General features: G+C 66.4%; 16 protein-coding genes and 1 tRNA gene. 9 read left to right on the top strand and 8 right to left on the bottom strand.

Annotated elements, in window-relative coordinates; genetic code table 11:
- Positions 1 to 15: 15 nt before the first annotated feature.
- From lpdA to CLV01_RS16200, 3 genes are all read right to left on the bottom strand, one after another.
- On the bottom strand, positions 16 to 1,443 hold the full coding sequence (gene lpdA / locus CLV01_RS16210; RefSeq protein WP_013802658.1) for a dihydrolipoyl dehydrogenase: 1,428 nt from the start codon (positions 1,441 to 1,443) through the stop codon (positions 16 to 18).
- Positions 1,444 to 1,533: 90 nt separating this feature from the next.
- On the bottom strand, positions 1,534 to 2,799 hold the full coding sequence (gene odhB, locus CLV01_RS16205) for a 2-oxoglutarate dehydrogenase complex dihydrolipoyllysine-residue succinyltransferase (RefSeq protein ID WP_013802659.1): 1,266 nt from the start codon (positions 2,797 to 2,799) through the stop codon (positions 1,534 to 1,536).
- 54 nt (positions 2,800 to 2,853) lie between these two features.
- On the bottom strand, positions 2,854 to 5,733 hold the full coding sequence (locus CLV01_RS16200; protein WP_013802660.1) for a 2-oxoglutarate dehydrogenase E1 component: 2,880 nt from the start codon (positions 5,731 to 5,733) through the stop codon (positions 2,854 to 2,856).
- Positions 5,734 to 5,964: 231 nt separating this feature from the next.
- Here CLV01_RS16200 and CLV01_RS16195 point away from each other — a divergent pair, with 231 nt between their 5' ends.
- The 8 genes from CLV01_RS16195 to CLV01_RS16160 all read left to right on the top strand — a co-directional run bounded on the left by CLV01_RS16195 (position 5,965) and on the right by CLV01_RS16160 (position 17,008).
- On the top strand, positions 5,965 to 7,128 hold the full coding sequence (locus tag CLV01_RS16195) for an AI-2E family transporter (RefSeq protein WP_034393000.1): 1,164 nt from the start codon (positions 5,965 to 5,967) through the stop codon (positions 7,126 to 7,128).
- A gap of 358 nt (positions 7,129 to 7,486) precedes the next feature.
- Positions 7,487 to 10,552 (top strand): formate dehydrogenase-N subunit alpha, encoded by a 3,066-nt coding sequence (gene fdnG / locus CLV01_RS16190; RefSeq protein WP_080518199.1) that lies wholly within the window; start codon positions 7,487 to 7,489, stop codon positions 10,550 to 10,552.
- Between the two features lie 10 nt (positions 10,553 to 10,562).
- Positions 10,563 to 11,492: a formate dehydrogenase subunit beta gene (gene fdxH, locus CLV01_RS16185; RefSeq protein WP_012205325.1), complete on the top strand. Its 930-nt coding sequence runs from the start codon at positions 10,563 to 10,565 to the stop codon at positions 11,490 to 11,492.
- Positions 11,489 to 12,115, top strand: coding sequence for a formate dehydrogenase subunit gamma (locus CLV01_RS16180; RefSeq protein ID WP_012205324.1), 627 nt, complete (start codon positions 11,489 to 11,491; stop codon positions 12,113 to 12,115). The genes fdxH and CLV01_RS16180 overlap by 4 nt, the downstream gene beginning before the upstream one ends.
- Before the next feature lie 206 nt (positions 12,116 to 12,321).
- Positions 12,322 to 13,296, top strand: coding sequence for a formate dehydrogenase accessory protein FdhE (gene fdhE / locus CLV01_RS16175; RefSeq protein ID WP_099733813.1), 975 nt, complete (start codon positions 12,322 to 12,324; stop codon positions 13,294 to 13,296).
- A 14-nt stretch (positions 13,297 to 13,310) separates the two neighbouring features.
- Positions 13,311 to 14,777 (top strand): L-seryl-tRNA(Sec) selenium transferase, encoded by a 1,467-nt coding sequence (gene selA / locus CLV01_RS16170; RefSeq protein ID WP_099733814.1) that lies wholly within the window; start codon positions 13,311 to 13,313, stop codon positions 14,775 to 14,777.
- 10 nt (positions 14,778 to 14,787) lie between these two features.
- Entirely contained in the window at positions 14,788 to 16,719 is a 1,932-nt protein-coding gene (gene selB / locus CLV01_RS16165; RefSeq protein ID WP_099733815.1) for a selenocysteine-specific translation elongation factor, read from the top strand.
- A gap of 193 nt (positions 16,720 to 16,912) precedes the next feature.
- A tRNA-Sec gene (locus CLV01_RS16160) sits at positions 16,913 to 17,008 on the top strand.
- Between the two features lie 33 nt (positions 17,009 to 17,041).
- On the opposite strand, the gene CLV01_RS16155 is transcribed toward CLV01_RS16160, so the two are convergent.
- The 4 genes from CLV01_RS16155 to CLV01_RS16140 all read right to left on the bottom strand — a co-directional run bounded on the left by CLV01_RS16155 (position 17,042) and on the right by CLV01_RS16140 (position 20,337).
- Positions 17,042 to 17,548 (bottom strand): OmpA family protein, encoded by a 507-nt coding sequence (locus tag CLV01_RS16155; RefSeq protein WP_013802666.1) that lies wholly within the window; start codon positions 17,546 to 17,548, stop codon positions 17,042 to 17,044.
- Between the two features lies 1 nt (position 17,549).
- Positions 17,550 to 18,779 carry a sensor domain-containing diguanylate cyclase gene (locus tag CLV01_RS16150; RefSeq protein WP_013802667.1) on the bottom strand — a complete coding sequence of 410 codons (1,230 nt, stop codon included), beginning with the start codon at positions 18,777 to 18,779 and terminating at the stop codon, positions 17,550 to 17,552.
- The gene (locus CLV01_RS16145; protein WP_013802668.1) at positions 18,776 to 19,333 is read right to left on the bottom strand and encodes a YfiR family protein; all 558 of its coding nucleotides are present in this window, start codon (positions 19,331 to 19,333) and stop codon (positions 18,776 to 18,778) included. Before CLV01_RS16145 ends, CLV01_RS16150 begins: the two co-directional genes overlap by 4 nt.
- A gap of 182 nt (positions 19,334 to 19,515) precedes the next feature.
- Positions 19,516 to 20,337 carry a GNAT family N-acetyltransferase gene (locus CLV01_RS16140; protein ID WP_373681054.1) on the bottom strand — a complete coding sequence of 274 codons (822 nt, stop codon included), beginning with the start codon at positions 20,335 to 20,337 and terminating at the stop codon, positions 19,516 to 19,518.
- A 114-nt stretch (positions 20,338 to 20,451) separates the two neighbouring features.
- Here CLV01_RS16140 and selD point away from each other — a divergent pair, with 114 nt between their 5' ends.
- A complete protein-coding gene (gene selD / locus CLV01_RS16135; protein WP_099733817.1) occupies positions 20,452 to 21,510 on the top strand; it encodes a selenide, water dikinase SelD in 1,059 nt (352 codons plus the stop codon).
- A gap of 106 nt (positions 21,511 to 21,616) precedes the next feature.
- Here the strand turns inward: selD and CLV01_RS16130 are convergent, their stop codons facing one another.
- Positions 21,617 to 24,067, bottom strand: coding sequence for a penicillin acylase family protein (locus CLV01_RS16130; RefSeq protein WP_099733818.1), 2,451 nt, complete (start codon positions 24,065 to 24,067; stop codon positions 21,617 to 21,619).
- Between the last annotated feature and the right edge of the window lie 32 nt (positions 24,068 to 24,099).

The following is a 24,099-nucleotide window of genomic DNA, read 5'->3' as shown; positions in this document are numbered from 1 at the left end:
TGGCTAGCCTGGCACTCAGAAATTCAGAGTGCGCTTGTCGACGGCCAGTGCCGCTTCCTTGGTGGCCTCGGACAGCGAGGGGTGGGCATGGCAGATGCGGGCGATGTCTTCGCTCGATGCCTTGAACTCCATGGCGACCACGGCTTCGGAGATCAGCTCCGAGACCATGGGGCCGACCATGTGCACGCCCAGGATTTCGTCGGTCTCGGCATCGGCCAGGAACTTGACCATGCCCGTGGTGTCGCCCAGGGCGCGCGCACGGCCGTTGGCCAGGAAGGGGAAGGTGCCAGCCTTGTACTTGACGCCCTGCTCCTTCAGTTGCTGCTCGGTGCGGCCCACCCATGCGATTTCGGGGCTGGTGTAGATCACCCAGGGAATGGTGCCGAAGTTCACATGGCCATGCTGGCCGGCAATGCGCTCGGCCACGGCCACGGCCTCTTCCTCGGCCTTGTGCGCCAGCATCGGGCCGCGCACCACGTCGCCCACGGCCCAGACGCCGGGCAGGCTGGTCTTGCAGTCGTCATCGACCACGACGCAGCCGCGCTCGTCCAGTGCCAGGCCCACGGCCTCGGCATTGAGGCCGGCCGTGTTGGCGGTGCGGCCGATGGAGATGATCAGCTTGTCGGCCTCCAGCGCCTGGGCTTCACCCTTGGCGTTGGTGTAGGCGATGGACACGCCCTTCTTGCCGCTCTTGATTTCGCCGATCTTCACGCCCAGCTCGATCTTCAGGCCCTGCTTGTCGAACGCCTTCTTGGCTTCCTTGGCGATCTGCTCGTCCACGGCGGACAGGAACTTGTCCATGCCTTCGAGCACGACCACTTCCGTGCCCAGGCGGCGCCAGACCGAGCCCATTTCCAGGCCGATCACGCCAGCCCCGATCAGGGCCAGCTTCTTGGGGGCCTTGCCCAGGCGCAGGGCGCCGTCGTTGGACAGGATGTTCTCTTCATCGAAGGGCACGCCGGGCAGCGCGCGGGCGCTGGAGCCCGTGGCGACCACGATCTGCTTGCCCGTCAGCACTTCCTCTTCCTTGCCGGCAACCTTGATCTCGTAGCCGCCCTCGACCGCCTTGACGAACGAGCCACGGCCGTGGAAGAAGGTGACCTTGTTCTTCTTGAACAGGTACAGGATGCCGTCGTTGTTCTGCTTCACGACCGCATCCTTGCGGGCGATCATCTTGGCCACGTCCATCTCGACCTTGCCGGTGGAGATGCCATGGTCGGCAAAGTGCAGATTGGCGTGCTCGAAGTGCTCGGACGACTGCAGCAGGGCCTTGGAGGGAATGCAGCCCACGTTGGTGCAGGTGCCGCCCGGAGCGGCGCCGCCCGCGGCGTTCTTCCACTCGTCGATACAGGCCACGTTGAAGCCCAGTTGTGCGGCACGGATGGCGGCGATGTAGCCACCAGGGCCCGCGCCGATGACGATGACGTCGAATTGCTTGCTCATTTCAGGAATCTCTTGTCTGTGATGCATGAAAAAACCCACCGCAGGGCACGCGGCCAAGGGCGGGTTTTCGTCGTGTCGAACCCTGTGGAATTACAGGTCGAACAGCAGGCGCGAAGGATCTTCCAGCGCGTCCTTCATGGCCACCAGGCCCAGCACGGCTTCGCGGCCGTCGATGATGCGGTGGTCATAGGACATGGCCAGATAGTTCATCGGGCGGACCACGACCTGGCCGTTCTCGACCATGGCGCGGTCCTTGGTGGCGTGCACGCCCAGGATGGCCGACTGGGGCGGGTTGATGATGGGGGTGGACATCATCGAGCCGAAGGTGCCGCCGTTGGAGATGGAGAAGGTGCCGCCGGTCATGTCTTCAATGCCCAGCTTGCCGTCTGCCGCCTTCTTGCCGAATTCGGCAATCTTCTTTTCGATGTCGGCGAAGCTCATCTGGTCTGCATTGCGCAGGATGGGCACCACCAGGCCACGGGGCGAACCCACGGCGATACCGATGTCGAAGTAGCCGTGGTAGACGATGTCGTTGCCGTCCACGGAAGCATTGAGCACGGGGTACTTCTTCAGGGCGTGCACTGCCGCCTTGACGAAGAAGGACATGAAGCCCAGCTTGGTGCCGTGTTCCTTGGTGAAGGCGTCCTGGAACTTCTTGCGCAGATCCATCACCGGGGCCATGTTCACTTCGTTGAACGTGGTCAGGATGGCGTTGGTGGACTGCGACTGCAGCAGGCGCTCGGCCACGCGGGCACGCAGGCGGCTCATGGGCACGCGCTGCTCAGGACGGCCGCTGAGGTCTTCCTTGGCAGCGGGAGCCGACACCTGGGGCAGCGCCTTGGTGGGCACGCCGGTGGGGATGACGGCAGCCGTGGACTGCACGCCGCCCTTGACGGCGGCCAGGGCGTCGCCCTTGGTCACGCGGCCATCCTTGCCGGAACCAGCCACGTTGGCGGCCGACAGGTTGTTCTCGGCCAGCAGCTTGGCAGCGGCGGGCATGGCGACATCGCCCTTGCTGCCGCCAGTGGCAGCAGCAGCGGCGGGAGCAGCAGCAGGCGCTGCAGCAGCGGGAGCGGCGGCTGCAGCAGGAGCGGCAGCGGCCACGCCGGCCACGCCTTCGGTGTCGATCTTGGCGATCAGCTGCTCGGCCACCACGGTGGCGCCGTCACCTTGCACGATCTCGGCCAGCACGCCAGCGGCGGGTGCGGGCACTTCGAGCACGACCTTGTCGGTTTCGATTTCGATGAGGATCTCATCGATTGCAACCGCTTCGCCGGCCTTCTTCTTCCAGGTCAGCATGGTGGCCTCAGCGATGGACTCGGACAGCTGGGGAACTTTGACTTCAACGATAGCCATTTGTGATTCTTTCCAAAAGTGTTCTGTACTGATACGTAGCGGGTGGGGGCTGCCTTACTTGTTCAGGACAAAACCCTTGAGCTTGGAGAACGCGCCTTCCACCAGAGCCTTTTGCTGCTCCTGGTGCAGGTGTGCGTAACCCACGGCGGGCGATGCCGAGGCAGCGCGACCGGAGTAGCCCAGCTTCTGGCCATCGAGCATGTTCTCGTGGATGTAGTGCTGCACGAAGAACCAGGCGCCCTGGTTCTGCGGCTCGTCCTGGCACCAGACGATCTCGGTGGCGTTGCCGAACTTCTTGAGTTCAGCGGCGAAGGCCTTGTGCGGGAAGGGGTACAGCTGTTCGACGCGGATGATGGCGACGTCCTTGCTTTCCTTCTCGGCGCGCTTCTTGACCAGGTCGTAGTAGACCTTGCCCGAGCATGCGATCACGCGCTTGACCTTGGCCGCGTTCTTCACGACGGCTTCGTCCTGCTCGGGGATCACGGTCTGGAAACCACCGCTGGTGAATTCGGACAGCGGCGAGGTCGCATCCTTGTTACGCAGCAGCGACTTGGGCGTCATGATGACCAGCGGCTTGCGCAGCGGGCGCACCATCTGGCGACGCAGCACGTGGAAGATCTGGCTGGCCGTGGTGGGCTGCACGATCTGCATGTTGGCGTCGGCGGCCAGCTGCATGAAGCGCTCCAGGCGTGCCGAGCTGTGCTCGGGGCCCTGGCCTTCGTAGCCGTGCGGCAGCATCAGCGTCAGGCCGTTGATGCGGCCCCACTTGACTTCACCAGAGGCGATGAACTGGTCGATCACCACCTGGGCGCCGTTGGCGAAGTCGCCGAACTGGGCTTCCCAGATCACCAGGGTGTTGGGATCGTTCGACGCGTAGCCGTACTCGAAGCCCAGCACGGCCTCTTCGGACAGGATGGAGTCGATGACGGTGAACGGAGCCTGGCTGTCGGCAACGTTCTGCAGCGGGATGTAGGTGCCTTCGCTCCACTTTTCACGCTTTTGGTCATGGATGACCGAGTGGCGGTGGGTGAAGGTGCCGCGGCCGCAGTCCTCGCCCGACAGGCGCACGGGGTAGCCCGATGCGACCAGCGATGCGAAGGCCATGTGCTCGCCCATGCCCCAGTCCACGTTGACATCGCCGCGGCCCATGGCTGCGCGGTCGTCATAGACCTTCTTGACCAGCGCGTGCGGGGTCACGGTCTCGGGGATGGTGGTGATGCGTTCGGCCAGGCGCTTCCATTCGGTCAGCGGGATGGCGGTGTCGCCGGCGTCGGTCCAGGTCTTGCCCAGGAACGGGCTCCAGTCCACGGCGTACTTGCTCTTGAAGTTCGTCAGCACCGGGTCCACGGTGTGGCGGCCTTCGTCCATGGCGGCACGGTAGGCCTTGGCCATGTCGTCGCCCAGCGATTCGCCCAGGCCTTGCGTGGCCAGCTTGTCGGCGTACAGCTTGCGGGTGCCGGGGTGGGCGCCGATCTTCTTGTACATCAGCGGCTGGGTCAGGGCAGGCGTGTCCTGCTCGTTGTGGCCCAGCTTGCGGAAGCAGACGATGTCCACGACCACGTCCTTGGAGAATTCCATGCGGAATTCCAGCGCCAGCTGCACGGCCAGTGCCACGGCTTCCGGATCATCGCCGTTCACGTGCAGCACGGGCGACTCGATCATCTTGACGATGTCGGTGCAGTACAGCGTGGAGCGGGTGTCGCGCGGATCGGAGGTGGTGAAGCCGATCTGGTTGTTGATGATGATGTGCACCGTGCCGCCCGTGGTGTAGCCACGGGTCTGGGCCAGCGCCAGGGTTTCCTGGTTCACGCCCTGGCCGGCAAAGGCGGCATCGCCGTGCACCAGCACGGGCAGCACTTGCTTGCCGTGCGGGTCGTCGCGGCGGTCCATGCGCGAGCGCACCGAGCCTTCGACCACGGGGTTGACGATTTCCAGGTGCGAGGGATTGAAGGCCAGCGACAGGTGGACAGGGCCGCCAGCGGTGGACACATCGGAGCTGAAGCCCTGGTGGTACTTCACGTCGCCCGAGGGCAGATCTTCGGGAGCGGTGTGATCGAACTCGGCAAACAGGTCCTTGGGCATCTTGCCCAGGGTGTTGACCAGCACGTTCAGGCGGCCGCGGTGGGCCATGCCGATCACGACTTCCTGCACGCCCTTCTGGCCGGCAGCGTTGATCAGCTCGTCCATGGCGACGATGAAGCTTTCGCCACCTTCCAGCGAGAAGCGCTTTTGGCCGACGTACTTGGTGTGCAGGTAGCGTTCCAGGCCTTCGGCAGCCGTCAGGCGGTCGAGGATGCGCTTTTTCTGGCTGGCGTCAAAGCTGGGCTTGGTACGGCTGGTTTCCAGCTTTTGTTGCCACCAGCGCTTTTGCGTCTGGTCGGTGGCATACATGTACTCGGTGCCCAGGGTGCCGCAGTAGGTCTCGCGCAGCGCGTTCATCAGCTCGCGCAGCGACATGCTTTCCTTGCCGAAGAAGGTGTTGCTCGTGTTGAACACCGTTTCCTGGTCGGCATCGGTGAAGCCGTAGAACGACGGCTCCAGCTCGGGAATTTCGGGGCGCTCGGTGCGCTTGAGGGGATCGAGATCGGCCCAGCGTGCGCCGACATTGCGGTAGGCGGCGATCAGCTGCTGGACGGCGGTGCGCTTGCGGCCCAGCTCGGAGTCGGCGCCGGAGGCCACGACCACCTTGGTGCCGCCTTGCTTGGCGCGCTCGGCGAAAGCGTTGATGACGGGCTGGTGCGGGACGTCCTTGGAGTCCGTGCCGTCGACTGCGGGCACATGTTGCAGTGCATCAAAGTACTCGCGCCAGGAATCCGGCACGCTACCGGGGTTGGCCAGGTAGTTCTCGTACATTTCTTCGACGTAGGGGGCATTGCCGCCGAAGAGGTAAGTATTGCCTTGATAGGCTTGGTAGACCGACGTCTGATCGCTCATATTGCGCTGACCTCCGCCTCCCTGAAGGAGGCATTAGCTGGTTTGTAGAACCTTCCGCGACACGGCTGTACCGATTGGCGGATGCGACTGTGGCTGGGGAAGGGCCTGGTTGCGACCGCCATTGTGCCACCGTTCAAACATCGCAGCAGGGCAGTTACCAAGCGATTACCTGGACCCTCCGGGAGTTCCCGCAGTCGCGTACATTGGCGCATCTTCCGAACGGACCGACAGATGAACCTGCTGCCCTTACACAAACGCACTTTCATGCTGCTGCTGATCGCGGCGACCATCGGCTTCGGTGCCGTGCTCTGGGAATTCATGGGGGCCATCTTCTGGGGCGTCGCCCTGGCCATCCTGTTCTCGCCGCTGCACCGGCGCCTGCTGGCGCGCATGCCCCGGCGCACCAATCTCGCCGCCCTGTCCACCCTGCTGCTGTGCCTGGTCGTGGCCATCCTGCCGCTGGCGCTGATCGGCGCCTCCCTGGTGCGCGAGGCCTCGTTGATCTATGAGCGCGTCAACAGCGGCAACCTGGACGCGGGCACCTATCTGCAACAGATCATGGACGCCCTGCCCTCCTGGGTCACACCCTGGCTGGAGAGGTTGCACCTGGGTTCGCTGGCCGAGCTGCAGGACAAGCTGTCCAGCATCGCCATGCAGGCATCCAAGCTGGCCGCCACCAAGGCGCTGGGCATAGGCCAGAACACGTTCGGCTTCCTGGTGGGCTTTTGCGTGATGCTGTACCTGCTGTTCTTCCTGCTGCGCGACGGCCGTGACCTGACCCAGCGCATCCGCATGGCGATTCCGCTGCAGGCCGACCACAAGGCCGAGCTGTCGAGCAAGTTCACCACCGTGATCCGTGCCACCGTCAAGGGGAACCTGGCCGTGGCGGCCGCCCAGGGCGCGCTGGGCGGGCTGATCTTCTGGATCCTGGGCATCCAGGGGCCCGTGCTGTGGGGCGTGGTGATGGCCTTCCTGTCGCTGCTGCCGGCCGTGGGCGCCGGCCTGATCTGGGCCCCTGTGGCCATCTACTTCCTGGCCACCGGCGCCATGGGCAAGGGCCTGATCCTGATCGCCTACGGCGTGCTGGTGATCGGACTGGTGGACAACGTGCTGCGCCCCTTGCTGGTGGGCAAGGACACGAAGATGCCCGACTACATCGTGCTGATCTCGACGCTGGGCGGCATGGCTCTCTTCGGACTGACGGGTTTTGTGATAGGCCCCGTGATTGCGGCCCTGTTCATGGCGATCTGGGACATGTTCTCGCGCATGCAAGTGCAAGATGAGGAAAAGCGCCGCCAACTTGCCCAGGCAGGTTTGGCGCATGCTGAATATCAGACATCGGATGATATGGACCTCAAGCAAGCACCGCAGGATCCGCGCCCGCCGGCACGCTGAGCCTGCTCCGGCCCCTCCCTCTGGACGGGGGCCGGAAATCCATTTTCAGGCATTCAATGGGTGCAAATGGATCGCATTCGCGCAATAGCCTGGATTCATCGACCTCATTCATCCACTCAATGAATGGCGGATTGATATAAAACAAAATGTCCGAAGCCCTGAATCCAGATAATCATTTCAACTGATGATCCCGCCGGGCGGCACCCTGGCAAGCCCCGCGCAGCAAGGCCTGGCGTGGAGCTTGCGCGCGAATGCCGCACAGGACGACTCAGGATTAAGGGTTATTTCCCGGATTGATTCCGGGGTGCACTCGTAGAATTTGCTTACAAGCGTCAATTTCTATTAGAAGGTACCCCACATGGTCCAATTCTCCAGACGCCAGTTCATGAAAGTGACTGGTTCGACTCTGGCCGGATCCAGCCTGGCGTTGATGGGCTTCTCGCCCACTGCCGCCCTGGCTGAAGTGCGCCAGTTCAAGCTGGCCGCCACCACGGTCACCCGCCAGACCTGTACCTACTGCTCGGTAGGCTGCGGCATCCTGATGTATTCGCTGAGCGACGGCGCCAAGAACGCCAAGCTGTCGGTGATCCACGTCGAGGGCGATCCGGACCACCCCGTCAACCGCGGCACGCTGTGCCCCAAGGGCGCCTCGCTGCTGGACTTCGTCCACAGCCCGCACCGCCTGAAGTACCCCGAGTACCGCGCCCCCGGCTCCAACGAGTGGAAGCGCATGTCCTGGGACGAGGCGCTGACGCGCATCACCAAGCTGCTCAAGGACGATCGCGACGCGAACTTCGTCGAGCAAAACGACAAGGGCCAGACGGTGAACCGCTGGCTGACCACCGGCATGCTGGCCGCCTCGGCCTCCAGCAACGAAGCCGGTTACGTCACACACAAGGTTGCCCGTTCCTGGGGCCTGCTCGCACTCGATAACCAAGCACGTGTCTGACACGGCCCGACGGTGGCAGGTCTTGCCCCGACGTTTGGCCGTGGAGCGATGACGAACCATTGGGTCGACATCAAGAACGCGGACGTTATCCTGATCATGGGCGGCAATGCCGCTGAAGCACATCCCTGCGGTTTCAAGTGGGTGACCGAAGCGAAGGAGCACAACGGTGCGCACTTCATGGTGGTCGATCCGCGCTTCAACCGCTCCGCCTCCGTGGCCGATTTCTACGCCCCCATCCGGTCGGGCTCGGACATCGTGTTCCTGGGTGGCGTGATCAACTATCTGCTGACGAACGACAAGATCCATCACGAATACGTGAGGAACTACACCGACTTCTCGTACATCGTGAAGGAGGAGTTTGCGTTCGACGAAGGCATCTTCTCGGGCTACGACCCGCAGACACGCAAATACGACAAGTCCAGCTGGGACTATGAGCTCGACGCCGACGGCTACGTGAAGGTGGACGCCAGCCTGCAGCATCCGCGCTGCGTGTACCAATGGCTCAAGCGCCACTACGCCAGCTACACACCCGAGAAGGTGGAGAGCGCCTGCGGCACGCCCAAGGAAAAATTCCTGCACGTGTGCGAGAAGCTGGCATCGACCGCCGTACCGGGTCGCGTCGCGACCATCCTGTACGCACTGGGCTGGACACAGCACACCACGGGCGCGCAGATCCTGCGCACGGGCGCCATGGTCCAGCTGCTGCTGGGCAATATCGGCGTGGCCGGTGGCGGCATGAACGCGCTGCGCGGGCACTCCAACATCCAGGGCCTGACGGACCTGGGCATCCTGTCGGCCTCGCTGCCCGGCTACCTGACGCTGCCCAACGAGGGCGAGCAGGACTACCAGAAGTACATCGACGCGCGCACGCCCAAGGCCATGCGCCCGGGCCAGATGAACTACTGGTCGAACACGCCCAAGTTCCACGTGAGCCTGATGAAGGCCTGGTGGGGACCGGCGGCCACGGCCGAGAACAACTGGGCCTTCAACTACCTGCCCAAGCTGGACAGGCAGTACGACATGCTGCAGGTGTTCGACCTGATGGCGCAGGGCAAGATCAACGGCTACATCGCCCAGGGCTTCAACCCGCTGGCGGCCCTTGCGAACAGCAACAATGTGCGCGAAGGCCTCAAGAAGCTGAAGTTCCTGGTGATCATGGACCCGCTGGTCACCGAGACATCGGAGTTCTGGCAGAACCACGGCGAGTTCAACGACGTGGATCCGGCATCGATCCAGACCGAGGTGTTCCGCCTGCCCACGACCTGCTTTGCCGAGGAAGACGGCGCCGTCGTCAGCTCCTCGCGCGTGCTGCAGTGGCACTGGAAGGCGGCCGAGCCCCCGGGCGAGGCCAAGACCGACATCGCCATCATGTCGGCCCTGCACCTGCGCCTGAAGCAGGCCTATGAGAAGGACGGCGGCAAGTTCCCCGAGCCGATCACCAAGCTGTGGTGGCCCTACGCCCATGCCGATCATCCGACCTCGGAAGAGATCGCCAAGGAGTACAACGGCCGCGCCCTGGTGGACCTGTTCGACCCCAAGGACCCGACCAAGCTCATCCGCAAGGCCGGCGAGCAGCTGGCCGGCTTCGGCGAGATGCGCGACGACGGCACGACGATGGGCGGCTGCTGGATCTGGGCAGGCTGCTGGACCTCGTCCGGCAACCAGATGGCCCGGCGCGACAACAGCGACCCCACGGGCATAGGCAACACGCTGAACTGGGCCTGGGCCTGGCCGGCCAACCGCCGCGTGCTCTACAACCGCGCCTCCTGCGACCGCAACGGCCAGCCGTTCGATCCCAAGCGCACGCTGATCCGCTGGAACGGTAAGGCCTGGGGCGGTGCCGACGTGCCCGACATGGGCCCGACCATGCCGCCGGAGACCACCGATCCGTTCATCATGAACCCCGAGGGCGTGGCGCGTTTCTTCGCCCGCAAGGGCATGAACGAGGGACCGTTCCCCACCCACTACGAGGCCTTTGACAACCCGCTGGGATACAACCCCATGTATCCCGACAACAAGCTGGCGGTCATCAACCCGGCCACGCGGATCTTCGACTCCGTCAAGGATTCGGCGGGCTCGCCCAGCGAGTTCCCGCACGTGGGCACGACGTACCGCCTGACCGAGCACTTCCACTACTGGACCAAGCACGTTCAGCTGAACAACATCGTTCAGCCCGAGCAGTTCGTGGAAATCGGCGAGGCGCTGGCCAAGGAACTGGGCATCGAGACCGGCCAGCATGTGAAGGTCAGCTCCAAGCGCGGCTTCGTCAAGGCAGCCGCCGTGGTGACCAAGCGCATCAAGCCCATGAAGATCGATGGCAAGACCATCCACCACGTGGGCGTGCCCATTCACTGGGGCTTCTCGTCGACGGGCCGCAAGGGCTACATGGCCAACAACCTGACGGCATCGGTGGGCGATGGCAACAGCCTTACCCCGGAATCCAAGACCTTCCTCGTGAAGGTGGAAAAGGTTTAAGGAGCAGCTGATGTCATCAACCATGTCTCTCGATATCAAGCGTCGCTCGGCCACGACGACGCCTGCTCCCAGTGCGCGCGAAACGCACAGCGGCGAGGTGGCCAAGCTCATCGATGTCTCCAAGTGCATCGGGTGCAAGGCCTGCCAGACCGCCTGCATGGAGTGGAACGACCTGCGCGACGAAATCGGAACCTGCGCGGCCGGCGTCTATGACAACCCGACCGATCTGACCGATCAGTCGTGGACCGTCATGCGCTTTACCGAGTACGAGAACGAAGCGACCGGCAACCTGGAGTGGCTGATCCGCAAGGACGGCTGCATGCACTGCGAGGACCCGGGCTGCCTGAAGGCCTGCCCCTCGCCGGGCGCCATCGTGCAGTACAGCAACGGCATCGTGGACTTCCAGCAGGACCAGTGCGTGGGCTGCGGCTACTGCGTCACGGGCTGCCCGTTCAACATCCCGCGCATCTCCAAGAAGGACCACAAGGCCTACAAGTGCACGCTGTGCTCGGACCGCGTGGCCGTCGGCCGCGAACCTGCCTGTGTCAAGACCTGCCCCACGGGCGCCATCATGTTTGGCACCAAGGAGGCGATGAAGGACCAGGCCGAGCACCGCATCGGCGACCTCAAGCGGCGCGGCTATGCCGAGGCGGGCCTGTATGACCCGCAGGGCGTGGGCGGCACCCATGTGATGTACGTGCTGCATCACGCGGACAAGCCTTCGCTGTACAAGGGCCTGCCCGACGACCCGAAGATCAGCCCCATGGTGTCCCTGTGGAAGGGCGTTGCCAAGCCGCTGGCCATGGCCGCGCTGGGTGCAGCTGCCGTCGGCAGCCTGTTCCACTACATCACCAAGGGCCCGAACGACGTGTCCAAGGAACTGGAAGACGAAATGGACCGCAAGGACCAGGAAGCCGCTGAAAAGGAGGCCCGCCGATGAAACGCAATCCACGTGACCTGGTGCGCTACAACGCATCGGAGCGTGCCAACCACTGGGTGGTCGGCATCTGCTTCATCCTGCTGGCGCTGTCGGGCCTGGCGTTCTTCCACCCGGCCTTCTTCCCGCTCACGCAGCTGTTCGGCGGCGGGCCGTGGACGCGCATCCTGCACCCCTACATCGGGGTGGTGATGGCGCTGTTCTTCATCATCATGGCGCTGCGCTTCTGGCGCCTGAACGTGGTCGAGCCGCGCGACATCGAGTGGCTCAAGAACGTCAACAAGATGATCGACGGCGACGACCACGACATGCCCGAGCAGGGCAAGTACAACGGCGGCCAGAAGCTGCTGTTCTGGGGCCTGGTCATCGGCATGCTGGCGATCACCGTGACCGGCGCGCTCATGTGGCGCGCCTGGTGGACGCTGCCCGTCAACGTGGTGCGCGCCGCCTCGGTGGTGCATGCCATTGCGGGCGTGTGGATGATCGGCCTGATCATCATGCACGTGTACGCGGCCATCTGGACCCGGGGCACCATCCGCGCCATGCTGTACGGCACGGTGACGCGGGCCTGGGCCAAGCAGCATCACCGGGGGTGGTATCGCAAGATGACCGGGGATAATGACTGACACCCCCTGAGCGGCTTACGCCGCTTCCCCCTCTCTACTCGCTGCGCGAGGGAGGGGGACGGCACCCTCGGTGCGGGGCGGCCCTTCCTCGGTGCCCCCCGCCTTGGGCCGCGCCAGTTTTCACAGACATGGCGTCATACTAGGCATCAGCCTGAGCACCCAGCCGCCCAGCGATCCGGGCGGCTGTTTTTTTGGGATTCATTCCAATGCAACGCATTCTTCAACCCGGCGATATCGAGTCGCTGGATCACACCAGTTTTCCGCGCGTGCTGCTGCCGCAGTTGCCGGGGCTGTTCAGCGAGCGCGCGGCGCGGCTGCGGCAGTTGGCCGAGGGCAATCCGATTGCCGATTACCTGCGGTTTGTGGCGCAGATCGTGGACGCGCAGGGCAAGGCGGCCGGGCAGTTGACGCTGGTCGAGCCCGAGGCGGCGCTGATCGCGCGGGCGCAGGAGCATTCGATGCCGCTGCTGCCTGCCGCCGACCATATCGATGCCGCCTGGCATGGCGTGCTGGACCGCATGCTCGATGCCCTGTCGGGCGCCGATGGCCTGCCTGCGCCGCTGCAGCCGCTGCTGCAGGAGCTGCGCGCGCTGGACACGGCCGGGCGTGACGAGATCGCGCAGCGGCTGCTGCAAAAGGAAGTGGCGGCCCGCCACGTAGGCATGGCGCCTTTTGTGATGGCTGCACTGCAAGTGGTGTTTGCCACGCGCGCCAGCGGCCTGAGCGCACGCGACGTGCCCTATACCGATCCCGCCTCGATCTGCCCCGTCTGCGCCAGCGAGCCCGTGGCCAGCGTGCTGCGCATTGGCGGCAAGGCGGCGGGCCACCGCTACCTGCACTGCGGCACCTGCTGCACGGAGTGGCACATGGTGCGCGTCAAGTGCTCGCACTGCGAGTCGACCAAGGGCGTCGAGTACCAGGGCATCGATGGCGCAGGCGATACCGTGCTGGCCGAGACCTGCGAGGAATGCGGCAGCTACCGCAAGGTGGTCAACCAGGAAAAGGACCCGATGGCCGAGCCCCTGGCCGACGACCTGGCCTCGCTGATGCTGGACCTGCTGATGGGCGAGGAGACGCGCTTTCAGCGCGCCAGCGCCAATCCCCTGCTCTACGTGGCCTTTGCCGAGGAGCAGGATGAGGCCGGCGACGCGCTGATCGACCCCGCCACGCCTGCTGCCTGACCCTTTCGCACGCCATGACCGATACCGCCGCCCCCTCTGCCGCATCCCCTGCCGCCTCCCCTGCCCCGTCCGCGCTGCGCCTGCCTGCCGTGGACAAGGTGCTGTTGAGCGCCGACATGCTCGCGCTGCGCGAGCGCCACGGCCTCGATGCCTGCACCCAGGCCGTGCGTGAATCCCTGGCGCAGATGCGAGCCGATGCGCAGGAGCGGCTGCGGTCCGGCGAGCCCGATGCAGGCGCGCCCGGCATCACCGAGGTGGTCCAGGCGGCCGGCCTGCGCCTGGCGCGGCGCTTTGCGCCCCGGCTGCGCACGGTCTTCAATCTCACCGGCACGGTGCTGCACACCAACCTGGGCCGCGCCCTGCTGCCGCAGGAGGCGGTGGACGCCGTGGTGGCCGCCATGACGGCGCCGGCCAACCTGGAGTACGACCTGGAAGACGGCGGCCGTGGCGACCGCGACGACCTGATCGAATCCCTGGTCTGCGAACTCACGGGTGCCGAGGCCTGCACCGTCGTCAACAACAACGCCGCCGCCGTGCTGCTGACCCTGGCCACGCTGGCGGCCGGGCGCGAGGTCATCGTCTCGCGCGGCGAGCTGGTGGAGATCGGCGGGGCCTTCCGCATTCCCGACGTGATGACGCGCGCAGGCGCCACCCTGGTCGAGGTGGGCACCACCAACCGCACCCATGCGCGCGACTACGAAGGCGCTGTCGGCGAACATACCGGCCTGCTCATGAAGGTGCATTGCAGCAACTACGCCATCACCGGCTTCACCAAGGCCGTGAGCGACGCGGAGGTGGCATCCATTGCCCATGCGCACGGCCTGCAGATGGTGGTGGACCTGGGCAGCGGCACCCTGGTCGATCTGCGCGAATGGGGCCTGCCCTACGAGGTCACGGTGCGCGAGACCATCGAGTCGGGCGCCGACATCGTCACCTTCAGCGGCGACAAGCTGCTGGGCGGCCCGCAGGCCGGCCTGATCGTGGGCCGCAAGGACCTGATCGCCCGCATCAAGAAACACCCGCTCAAGCGCGCACTGCGCGTGAGCAAGCTCACCCTGGCTGCGCTGGAGCCCACGCTGCGCCTGTACCTGCACCCCGAAAAGCTGGCCGAGCGCCTGACCACGCTGCGCCTGTTCACGCGGCCCCAGGCCGACATGCAGGCCCGCGCGCAGGCCCTGCAGCCGCTGGTGCAGCAGGCGCTGGGCAGCCGCTATGTGGTGGAAACCGCCGAGATGAACAGCCAGATCGGCAGCGGCGCCCTGCCCGTGGAAAACCTGCCCAGCTGGGGCCTGCGCCTGCATCCGGCCGACGGTCGCCAGGCCGGCCGCCAGCTCACCCGGCTGGAGGCAGGCCTGCGCGGCCTGCCGCGCCCCGTCATCGGCCGGCTGCATGACGACGCTCTGTGGCTGGACCTGCGCTGCCTGGAGGCAGCCGACGAGCCTGCCTTCACCGAACAGCTGCCGCTGCTGCACATCGCCTGAGGACGAACGCATGATCATCGGCACCGCCGGCCACATTGACCACGGCAAGACCACCCTGGTGCGCGCGCTCACGGGCGTGGACACCGACCGCCTCAAGGAAGAGAAGGCGCGCGGCATCTCCATCGAGTTGGGCTATGCCTACACGCCGCTGCCCAATGGCGAGGTGCTGGGCATCATCGACGTGCCCGGCCACGAAAAATTCGTGCACACCATGGCCGCAGGCGCCGTGGGTATAGACCACGCCTTGCTGGTGGTGGCCGCCGACGACGGCGTCATGCCGCAGACGCGCGAGCACCTGGACATCCTGCAGCTGCTGGGCGTGCGCGAAGCCACCGTGGCCCTGACCAAGGCCGACCGCGCCACGCCCGAGCGCCTGCAGCAGGTGCGCGCCGAGATCCAGGCCCTGCTGGCCCCCACGCCGCTGGCCGGCGCGCCGGTCTTCCCTACCGCGGCAGCCCTGCCTGACGACGCAGGCGTGGCGCAGCTGCGCGAGCACCTCATGGCGCGCGCCCAGTCCATTCCCGCGCGGGCCAGCGACGGGCTGTTCCGCCTGGCCGTGGACCGCAGCTTCACGCTACCGGGCCAGGGCACCGTGGTCACAGGCACCGTGTTCGGCGGGCAGGTGAAAGTCGGCGACACGCTGGTGCACTCGGCCTCGGGCACCGAGGTGCGCGTGCGCAGCCTGCATGCCCAGAACCAGGCCAGCGAACAGGGCCTGGCCGGACAGCGCTGCGCGCTCAACCTGTCGGGCATTGCCAAGGAAGCCATCACGCGCGGCGACTGGATCGCCGACGCACGGCTGCTGCAGGCCAGCGACCGCATCGACGTGCGCCTGCAACTGCTGGCCGATGCGCCATCACTGGCCCAATGGACGCCTGTGCATGTGCACATCGGTACGGCGCGCTGCACGGCCCACGTGGCCCTGCTGCAGGACCAGCCGCTGGGCCCGGGCGAACAGGCCATCGTCCAACTGGTGCTGGACATGCCCGTACATGCCCAACCCGGCGACCGGCTCATCGTGCGCAATGCCCAGGCCAGCCGCACCATTGCCGGCGGCAGCGTCATCGACCCCTTTGCACCCGCACGCAAGCGCCGCAGCCCCGAGCGCACGGCCTATCTGCAGGCGCTGGAATCGCTGATTGCCACCGGGGACGCCAGCGCGCTGGTGCAAGGCGCGGCGCACGGCATTGCCACGTCGCAGCTCATGCGCCTGACGGGCCGCGCATCGGTGGCCACGGATGCCCGCGTGCACCGCCTCCCCCTGGCCGAGGGCGATACGCTGCTGCTGGGCGAGGCACGCTTGCAGCAGCTGCGCAACCAGGTGCTGGACAGCATGGCGCGCTTCCACGACAAAAGCCCCGACGAGCCCGGCGTGAACGCCGCACGCCTGCGCCGCATGGCACTGTCGGGCCTGGTGCATGCAGGGCATGACGCGCTGTGGAAGGGCCTGCTGCAAGCCCTGCTGCAGGACGGCAGCCTGGCCGCCAGCGGCGCCTGGCTGCACCTGCCCGGCCACAGCGTGCAGCTGTCGGACAGTGAAACGCAGATCGCCCAGAAACTGCTGCCCGCCATTGAGGCCGGCCGCTACGACCCACCCTGGGTGCGCGACCTGGCCCGCGACAGCGCCACCGGCGAGGAAACCGTGCGCCAGCTGCTGCGCAAGCTCGCACGCCAGGGCCAATTGTTCCAAGTCACCAAGGACCTGTTCTACACGGCAGCCCGCATGGACGAACTCGCGGCCCTGGTCCGCGAACTGGCCTCCTCCACCCCCAACGCCGAAATCCAGGCCCACGCCTTCCGCGACGCCACCGGCCTGGGCCGCAAACGCGCCATCCAGATCCTCGAATTCTTCGACCGCATCGGCTACACCCGCCGCCTGCGCGACGCCCACCTGCTGCGCCCCGATGTGCAGTGGACCACTGGCGCCACAGCAAGAATCTGAGGCAAGGGGCCGCTACAATGGCCAGCTTTGCTTCGCCACGGCGCCAGCAACCGGCGCGGCCCAGGGCGAGAGACACCGAGCAAGGGCCGCCCCGCAGCAAGGGTGTCGTCCCCCTCCCCCGCGAAGCGGGTAGAGAGGCGCCGTGCAACGGGGGAAGCGGCGTAAGCCGCTCAGGGGGAGCTTCAATCCAGAAGGAAAGCATACGCACCCGGTGGTGCGCCCGGGCTTCAAACCCGGTCAGGGGCGTCAGCCGCTCCTGGGTAGGTTCGACTCCTGCTGCTTTCCGCCAATCCCCCCGACTCTGATTCCAGCCAGGTTACGGCTATTGCAAGGGCACGACGATGGCCACGCGGCGGTTCTCCGCCGCATCGCTGGGCACCACGGGCATGGCGCGGCCCAGGCCCTTGACCTCGATATCCTGGCGCGCCAGGCCAGCTTCGGCCAGCACATCGGCCACGGCCTCTGCGCGGCGCAGCGACAGGCGCATGTTGTAGGCATCGCTGCCGCGATCGTCCGTATGGCCTTCCACGCGCAGCCGCTCTATGCCCACGCCCTTGAGGGCACGGCCCAGCTCCAGCACCTTGGTACGCGCCTGGGCGCCGACTTCGGCCGAATCAAAGCCGAACAGCAGCTTGCCCGACATCTGCAGCTCCCAGCCCTGGTCTGCCTGCGCAAAGCCCTGGCTGCGCAGCAACTGCTGCTGTTCTTCGGTCAGCCCCGGCGCCTTGGCCGGCGCCTGAGGCACCGTCTGGCAACCGACCAGCGCAAGGGCCAGCACTGCGGCCGCACCTGCGCCGCACATCCGGATCCAGCTCCGTCGTTTCAACATGTCATCCTCCTGTGATTCGTTCGGCCTGGCGCATGGCCTTGGCCTGGTACATGGCCTGGTCTGCATGGCGCATCAGCGTCTCCATGCTCTGGCCATGCTTGGGAAAAAGGGCGACGCCCGCGCTGACCGAAGGCTGCAGCACCACGCCGTCGCCAACGACCAGGGGCTCGCGCATGGCGGCCTCTATCTTGTCCTGCACCATCTGCGCGTCGCCACCGCCGCCGATGGGATAGAGCAGGATGGCGAATTCGTCGCCACCCAGGCGGGCGACCAGATCGGTCTCGCGCACCTGCGAGCGCAGCCGGGCCCCCACCGCCTTGAGCAGCACATCGCCCACGGCATGGCCGTAGGCATCGTTGACCTGCTTGAAGCGGTCGTTGTCCAGAAACAGCACGGCCAGCTTCTGCCCGCTCTCCGCCGCACTGTCCAGCGCCTGCTGCAGTCGCTGCTCGAAATGCAGCCGGTTGGCCAGCCCCGTGAGGCTGTCGCGCGAAGCCTGCCGCTCCAGGGCCGAATTTTGCTGCTGCAGCCGCTCATGGCGCGTCTGCAGCTCGGCCAGCAGGGCGTTGAAGTTGTCGCCCAACTCGCGCAGCTCGGCAATGCGCGCCAGCGGCACGCGCTGGTCCATGGATCGGTCATGGCGCACGGCCCGGGCCACGCGCGCCAGCTGCTGCAGCGGCTCGGCAATGTCGCGCAGCATGCGGCGCGACTGGCGCAGGCCCACATAGCCGCTGACACCCACGCACAGCACCAGCACGATGAAACCTGCGCCCAGGAAGCGGACCAGGCCCACGCCATCGCTGGCCAGCTGCACACTGCCGACCAGCCTGCCGTCCTGGCGCACATCGGCCTCGGCGCGCGGCAGGCCAATGCCCACGGCCAGCAGCTCCCCGATGCTGGACAGCGCCGAGCCACCATGGCCCGACCACCGCACGAACGGGCGGCCCTCGGCATCGAAGACCTCGGCATGGGCCACGCCTTCGCCGCGCAGCAGCTGGTCCAGCACGCGGGCGGCCTCGTCGCGGTCACCGAAGACCAGCGATGCCTCGACCGTATAGGCCAGCGAACGGGCCACCAGATGCAGGTTGTTGGACAGGTACAGGCGCAGGGTGGCCACGCCGACGATGAGCAGCAGCGCCCCCGCCAGCGCGATGGCCACCGCCGCCATGCGCAGGTGCGCGCGGCGGATCACGTTGCGCAGGGAGGCATTGCCGGACAGGGACAACTTCATGGCAAGGTCCTGTGGCGCGCCAGTTGCAGCACCTTGGGATTGACACGCAGGCCGCTGCGGGCCACGGAGTCGAGGCTGACCTCGAAGCCCGCGCCCTCGCCACGGCGGCGCAGGCAGAACATGGCGCCGATGCGGCACAGCTCGCCCCGCTCGCTGATGGTCAGCAGCGGCCGCCCGGCCAGCTGCTCCATGAGCTTGCGCCAGGCCGCCTCATCGAGCTGGCCGGCATAGATGCCCTCGCATTCGACCAGGGCGCGCGCATCGACGGGCACCACGCGCCGTACCTCCAGCCGCTGGCTGCCCACGGTCTGCGGGGCGCCATTGAGCAGGTCGTCGGCATATTCGGTGGAGCCCACCACGCACAGCCGCAGCACGGGGCTTTCCGTGGGCCAGCGCGTGTAGCCCAGGATGCCTACGACGGTGCGGGTCACCCCCAGCTCATGCTCATCGGCCGCCGGCTCCGCATGTGCCTGCCCCACCAGCCCGGCCTGCAAGGCCAGCAGACCCACGACCAGCCAGGCCCGGGCAGACAGGCCTTTGATCCTGCAATCCATGCCCCACCTGCGGTGTGTGTGATGTATGCGATGTGTGCGAGCTGCCAACCAAGGCTCCTTGAACGGAATATCCATGCATTGCGCCACGCTGGCGCACTGAAGCATTTTTTCACATATCGACCCCATCGGGCCGACGGGACTGTCACGCCGGGGCGCCCGTGATGGGCCAATGCGGCAACACATCAAAGCGCAGAGGCAGGCAGCCGGTAGTGATAGCCGTAGAGTGCCTGAAAGCCCAGGCTTTCATACAGCCCGCGCGCCACCATGTTGGGCGCACGCACCTGCAGTTCGACCCATTGCGCTCCCTGTGTCTGCCCCCAGTGCATCAGGCCATGCACCAGCGCCCGGCCCAGTCCCTGGCCGCGCAGCGCAGGCGTGATGACGATGTCATACAGGCCCACGCAGCCGCGCTCCACGACGGCTAGGCCAAACCCGACCACCTCGCCGCCCACCTCGCCGCCCACTCCACCGCCCACTTGCAGCGAAGCAAATGCGGCGGGCCAGGCAATGGACTGCAGCATATGGTGGTGCGCCTGCCTGTGCTGCTCCGGCACGGCGCCGGCCTGGGCAAAGCCCTGCAGCCAGGCCGTGCCAGGCTGGGCTTGAATGGCAAGGGTCCAGCCCTGGTCGTTCGCTGGCGGCGCCATGTCCGTCAATGCAGCACGCATCACCAGGGAGGGGTCGGCCAGCAGGTAGCCGGCCTGCGCCAGCTGCGCATCCGCATCGGGACTTGCCAGGGGCGAGAGACGAAAGATGGCAGGCAGGCCCTGGCGCTCGTAGAAGGCCTCGATCTGCGGCAGCAAGGCGCCAAGGCGGGCGCCGGGCTGCTGGGCATTGGCCGAGTTGGCGCGCTTGGTATGGCCCTGCGCAGCGCGCAGCAGCCAGTGGCCGCAGAGCACGGTGCGCTGGGCCGGCCAGGCGTTGAAGCCGCGCTGCTCCACGCCCACCACCGTCTCGGGATCGCATTCCACGGATGCGCGGTCATGAGTGAAAGACTTGGACATGCCCGCTTGTACCATGGCCGCCCGCCGTGCCCGCCCATAATATGGCGCGCCGCCGCGCTGGCGGCAGGCACTCTTTCCCACTACTGCGATCGCCGCCGATCGCCGGATTGCTCCATGACCACAGACACCTCCCAAGCCCCCCGACTCACCTCGCTGTCCCATGGCGGCGGCTGCGGCTGCAAGATCGCGCCGGGCCTGCTGGCGGAGCTGATCGGCAAGAGCGCGCTGCCCAAGCAGTTCTTCCCGGACCTGCTGGTGGGCACGGAGACCGCCGACGACGCCGCCGTCTACCGCATCAACGACGAGCAGGCCATCGTGGCGACCACGGACTTCTTCATGCCCATCGTGGACGACCCGTATGACTTCGGCCGCATCGCCGCGACGAATGCGCTGTCCGACATCTACGCCATGGGCGGCCAGCCCCTGATGGCCCTGGCCATCGTGGGCATGCCCATCAATGTGCTGCCGCACGACACCATTGCCAAGATCCTGGAAGGTGGCGAATCGGTCTGCCGCGATGCCGGCATTCCGCTGGCCGGGGGCCACTCCATCGACTCGGTCGAGCCCATCTACGGCCTGGTCGGCATAGGCATCGTCAACCCCCGCCAGATGAAGCGCAATGCCGACGCCCGGGCCGGCGACGTGCTGATCCTGGGCAAGCCGCTGGGCGTGGGCATTCTGTCGGCCGCACTCAAGAAGAACCTGTTGGACGAGGCCGGCTACCGCGCCATGGTGGAAGCAACCACCCTGCTCAACCGCCCCGGCACGGCGCTGGGCAAGATGGACGGCGTGCACGCGCTGACCGATGTGACGGGCTTCGGCCTGCTGGGCCATGGCCTGGAACTGGCACGCGGCGCGGGCCTGACGGCACGCATCGACAGCCGCAGCCTGCCCGTGCTGCCCACGGTGCAGGGCTTTGCCGAGCAGGGCGTCATCACGGGCGCCTCGGGCCGCAACTGGGCCTCTTATGGCGCGCAGGTTGCGCTGGGCGCCGGCATCACCAATGCGCAGCGCGCGCTGCTGACCGATCCGCAGACCTCGGGCGGCCTGCTCGTGTCCTGCACGCCGGATGTTGCCGATCAGGTGCTTGCACTGTTTGCCGAGCAGGGCTTTGGCAGTGCCGCCATCGTCGGCCGCATGGAGGCGGGCGAGCCGCGCGTCATCGTGGACTGACGGCCAGCGCATTCCAAAAGCAACGGGGGCCGAGGCCCCCGTCGCTTTTTGCACTCCCGGCGAGCCGCCAGCGAACCGGCGGCCCGTCACCGGGCCACAGGTTGCTTCACTCGCTCACGGTCTGCGTCTTGTAGGCCGGGCTGGCCTGGATGGCGCTGTCGGTGAACGGCAGCTTGAGCCATTGGCGGGCGCCGTAGGCCTTGGTGTAGTCCACGTAGTGGGCCGAGGCCGGGTCGTCCGACAGCGAGAAGGTCAGGAAGGTATGGGCCTCCACACCGGCCGACGGGAAGCTCACCACCTGCATGTAGCTGTTGCCGTGCGGCTGACCGTCCATGCTGTAGCCGCCTTGCTCTATCTTGTTTTCCGAGCAGGTGATGGTGAAGTAGCCCACCTCGCCGCAGCCGCCATACAGCGCGATCTTCTCGCCGCCGCGCTGCGAGAACAGCACGGTGCCGCGCGCCGCATCCATGGCAAAGCCGCTGGCCTGCACAGCCTTCACTGCTTCGGCGAACGCCTTTTGCAGCGCCGCCTTGGCCGTGGGCTTGATGCCACGCGGCGTGTTGACGGGGTCGGCCGCATCGAAGGGCACGGCATACAGGTCGGCCGATTTGATCTGGCTGGCCACGCGCTTCCAGAACTCATCCCAGACATGGGAGCCCCTGGATGCCGCCGTGCCCGTGCCGTCCCAGGCCTGCAGCGCCGTGCAGGCAGCCGATACGTCCACCGTTTCACCCGCCGAGGACACGGGGCCTGGACAGACCTGGGCCAATGCCTCGTCCTTGAAGCGCGCGCTGTAGACACGGCTGTCCAGCACCATCTGGCGCACGATGTCGCTGGTGGCCAGCTTGCCCGGATAGCCGTCCGTGCCCGCCAGCCGCTGCAGCGCCATGGTGTGGCCCAGGCGCGTGCGCAGGCTCTGGGCCGACGAAGTGGAGCCGAAGATGGCCGGATAGCCGGTCAGCGGCGCCGAGGCATTGGACAGCCAGTAGCTGTCGTTCATGTTGCCCACGTAGTCGCTGCGCAGCAAATTGGGCATACGCGCGGGGCCGATGGCACCGGCCTGCACCGAATCCGCATCCGAACTCCAGTCGCACTGGCTGCTGCCACCGGCCAGCACCGGCACCTGGGGCAGCGCCGCGTTGATGGCGGCCGAGGCGGGCGTGGCACAGGCCTGCAATTGCGCGGGCGGCACGTTGGGCACGGCGCCGATGTCGGCATACCAGACCTGGGCATTGCCGCGCCCTGCGGCCACGGTGTTGACCCAGGGAATGGCCGACTCCTCCTTCTGGATGCGGATGAACTCGTCCAGCGACTTGGCCTGGTTCCAGCGCAGCCAGTTGCGGAAGGTGCGGTAGTTGTAGGCGTTGATGTCGCGGATGGCGAACACGCTCTGCGTGGTCCAGCCCAGCGCCGGGTCCATGGCGCCGAGGTTGACCACCGGGCCGTGCACGGTCTTGTACAGCGTGCGCGTGACCTGGTCCTGCCCGCCGGAGGCATTGCGCACGCTCACGGTGATCTTGCTGGCCTGCATGGCCTCGGTCTTGCCGTCACGCACATAGCGGGTCGGATCATTGGGCGCCAGCTGGTACATGAACAGGCCAAAGCGCCGCGCCGTGGACACGGTATGGCTCCAGGCCACGTCGTTGTTGAAGCCGATCAGCACCATCGGGATGCCCAGAAAGCTTGCGCCACTGACATCGATCTCGCCGGGAATCGTGAGCTGCGATTGATAGAAGCGGTCCGGCCCCTTCCAGTACCAGTGCGGATTGCCGAACAGCACGCTGCTGCCGCCGCCCGTGGCCTGCTGGCCAAAGCCGTACATGTTGCTGCCGATGCCCGTGGTGCCGCCCACCTGGAACGATGGCGCCACCACCTGCCCCGGCTTGAGCGCGGCCAGCTGTGTCGCGGCCGGCCGGGCCTTCGCCGGCTTGGCCGAGGCCGTTGCTGCCGCAGCCGCTGCAGGCGGCACGGCATTGGCGATCTGGGCCACGAAGTTGCTGTAGCCGCCGGCCAGATTGGCCGTGTACATGCGCCGCCAGATGTCCTGCGCGGTGATAGCCTGCACCCAAGGCTGGCCCGCGCAGGCCGCATTGGTCTTGGCCCCGGCCGGGGTCTCGCGCACCACGCGGTTGTAGCCGGCTACGAAGCCATCGACCAGTTGCTTGAGCTTGTCCGGCTGGGCCTGGATCATGGCGGCCACGGCGTCATCGGAGACGACATGGCGGAAGAAGAAGTCCGAGTCGAGATTGCGCGGCCGGTCGATGGTGCTGTCGTAGACGGCCTGGGCATCGCCGCCAAGGTAGCGCGAGCGCTCCCCGCGGTACGTCAGGAAGGAGTCGGCCATGGTGCACAGGTTGTCCTGCGCCTGGGCATAGCCGGCGCCATAGCCCAGGCCCGTCCAGTCCTTGGCCTTGATGTGCGGAATGCCCATTTCCGTGCGGCGGATCTCCGCGCTGTACTTGCTGCTGGAGCCGTCGCCCGAACCGCCGCAGGCCGCCAAGGCGGCCAGGCAAATCAATGACAGAGGCTTCCATCCACTGCGAACCGCTGGGTACATGCTTTGTCTCCTGGTGTTATGCGTACACAAAG

It is taken from the genome of Delftia sp. 60, from assembly GCF_002754395.1.
In the GTDB taxonomy this organism is placed as follows: Bacteria; Pseudomonadota; Gammaproteobacteria; order Burkholderiales; family Burkholderiaceae_C; genus Comamonas; species Comamonas acidovorans.
This window is presented reverse-complemented; position numbering and strand designations above follow the sequence as displayed.

What these genes read in the sequence shown, in the direction of transcription:
- CLV01_RS16200 (WP_013802660.1), bottom strand. Translation starts at nt 5,733, where the DNA reads ATGAGCGATCAGACGTCGGTCTACCAAGCCTATCAAGGCAATACTTAC.
- selB (WP_099733815.1), top strand. Translation starts at nt 14,788, where the DNA reads ATGATCATCGGCACCGCCGGCCACATTGACCACGGCAAGACCACCCTG.
- CLV01_RS16145 (WP_013802668.1), bottom strand. Translation starts at nt 19,333, where the DNA reads ATGGATTGCAGGATCAAAGGCCTGTCTGCCCGGGCCTGGCTGGTCGTG.
- lpdA (WP_013802658.1), bottom strand. Translation starts at nt 1,443, where the DNA reads ATGAGCAAGCAATTCGACGTCATCGTCATCGGCGCGGGCCCTGGTGGC.
- CLV01_RS16140 (WP_373681054.1), bottom strand. Translation starts at nt 20,337, where the DNA reads ATGTCCAAGTCTTTCACTCATGACCGCGCATCCGTGGAATGCGATCCC.
- fdxH (WP_012205325.1), top strand. Translation starts at nt 10,563, where the DNA reads ATGTCATCAACCATGTCTCTCGATATCAAGCGTCGCTCGGCCACGACG.
- CLV01_RS16195 (WP_034393000.1), top strand. Translation starts at nt 5,965, where the DNA reads ATGAACCTGCTGCCCTTACACAAACGCACTTTCATGCTGCTGCTGATC.
- fdhE (WP_099733813.1), top strand. Translation starts at nt 12,322, where the DNA reads ATGCAACGCATTCTTCAACCCGGCGATATCGAGTCGCTGGATCACACC.
- CLV01_RS16130 (WP_099733818.1), bottom strand. Translation starts at nt 24,067, where the DNA reads ATGTACCCAGCGGTTCGCAGTGGATGGAAGCCTCTGTCATTGATTTGC.
- CLV01_RS16155 (WP_013802666.1), bottom strand. Translation starts at nt 17,548, where the DNA reads ATGTTGAAACGACGGAGCTGGATCCGGATGTGCGGCGCAGGTGCGGCC.
- CLV01_RS16150 (WP_013802667.1), bottom strand. Translation starts at nt 18,779, where the DNA reads ATGAAGTTGTCCCTGTCCGGCAATGCCTCCCTGCGCAACGTGATCCGC.
- odhB (WP_013802659.1), bottom strand. Translation starts at nt 2,799, where the DNA reads ATGGCTATCGTTGAAGTCAAAGTTCCCCAGCTGTCCGAGTCCATCGCT.
- selD (WP_099733817.1), top strand. Translation starts at nt 20,452, where the DNA reads ATGACCACAGACACCTCCCAAGCCCCCCGACTCACCTCGCTGTCCCAT.
- selA (WP_099733814.1), top strand. Translation starts at nt 13,311, where the DNA reads ATGACCGATACCGCCGCCCCCTCTGCCGCATCCCCTGCCGCCTCCCCT.
- CLV01_RS16180 (WP_012205324.1), top strand. Translation starts at nt 11,489, where the DNA reads ATGAAACGCAATCCACGTGACCTGGTGCGCTACAACGCATCGGAGCGT.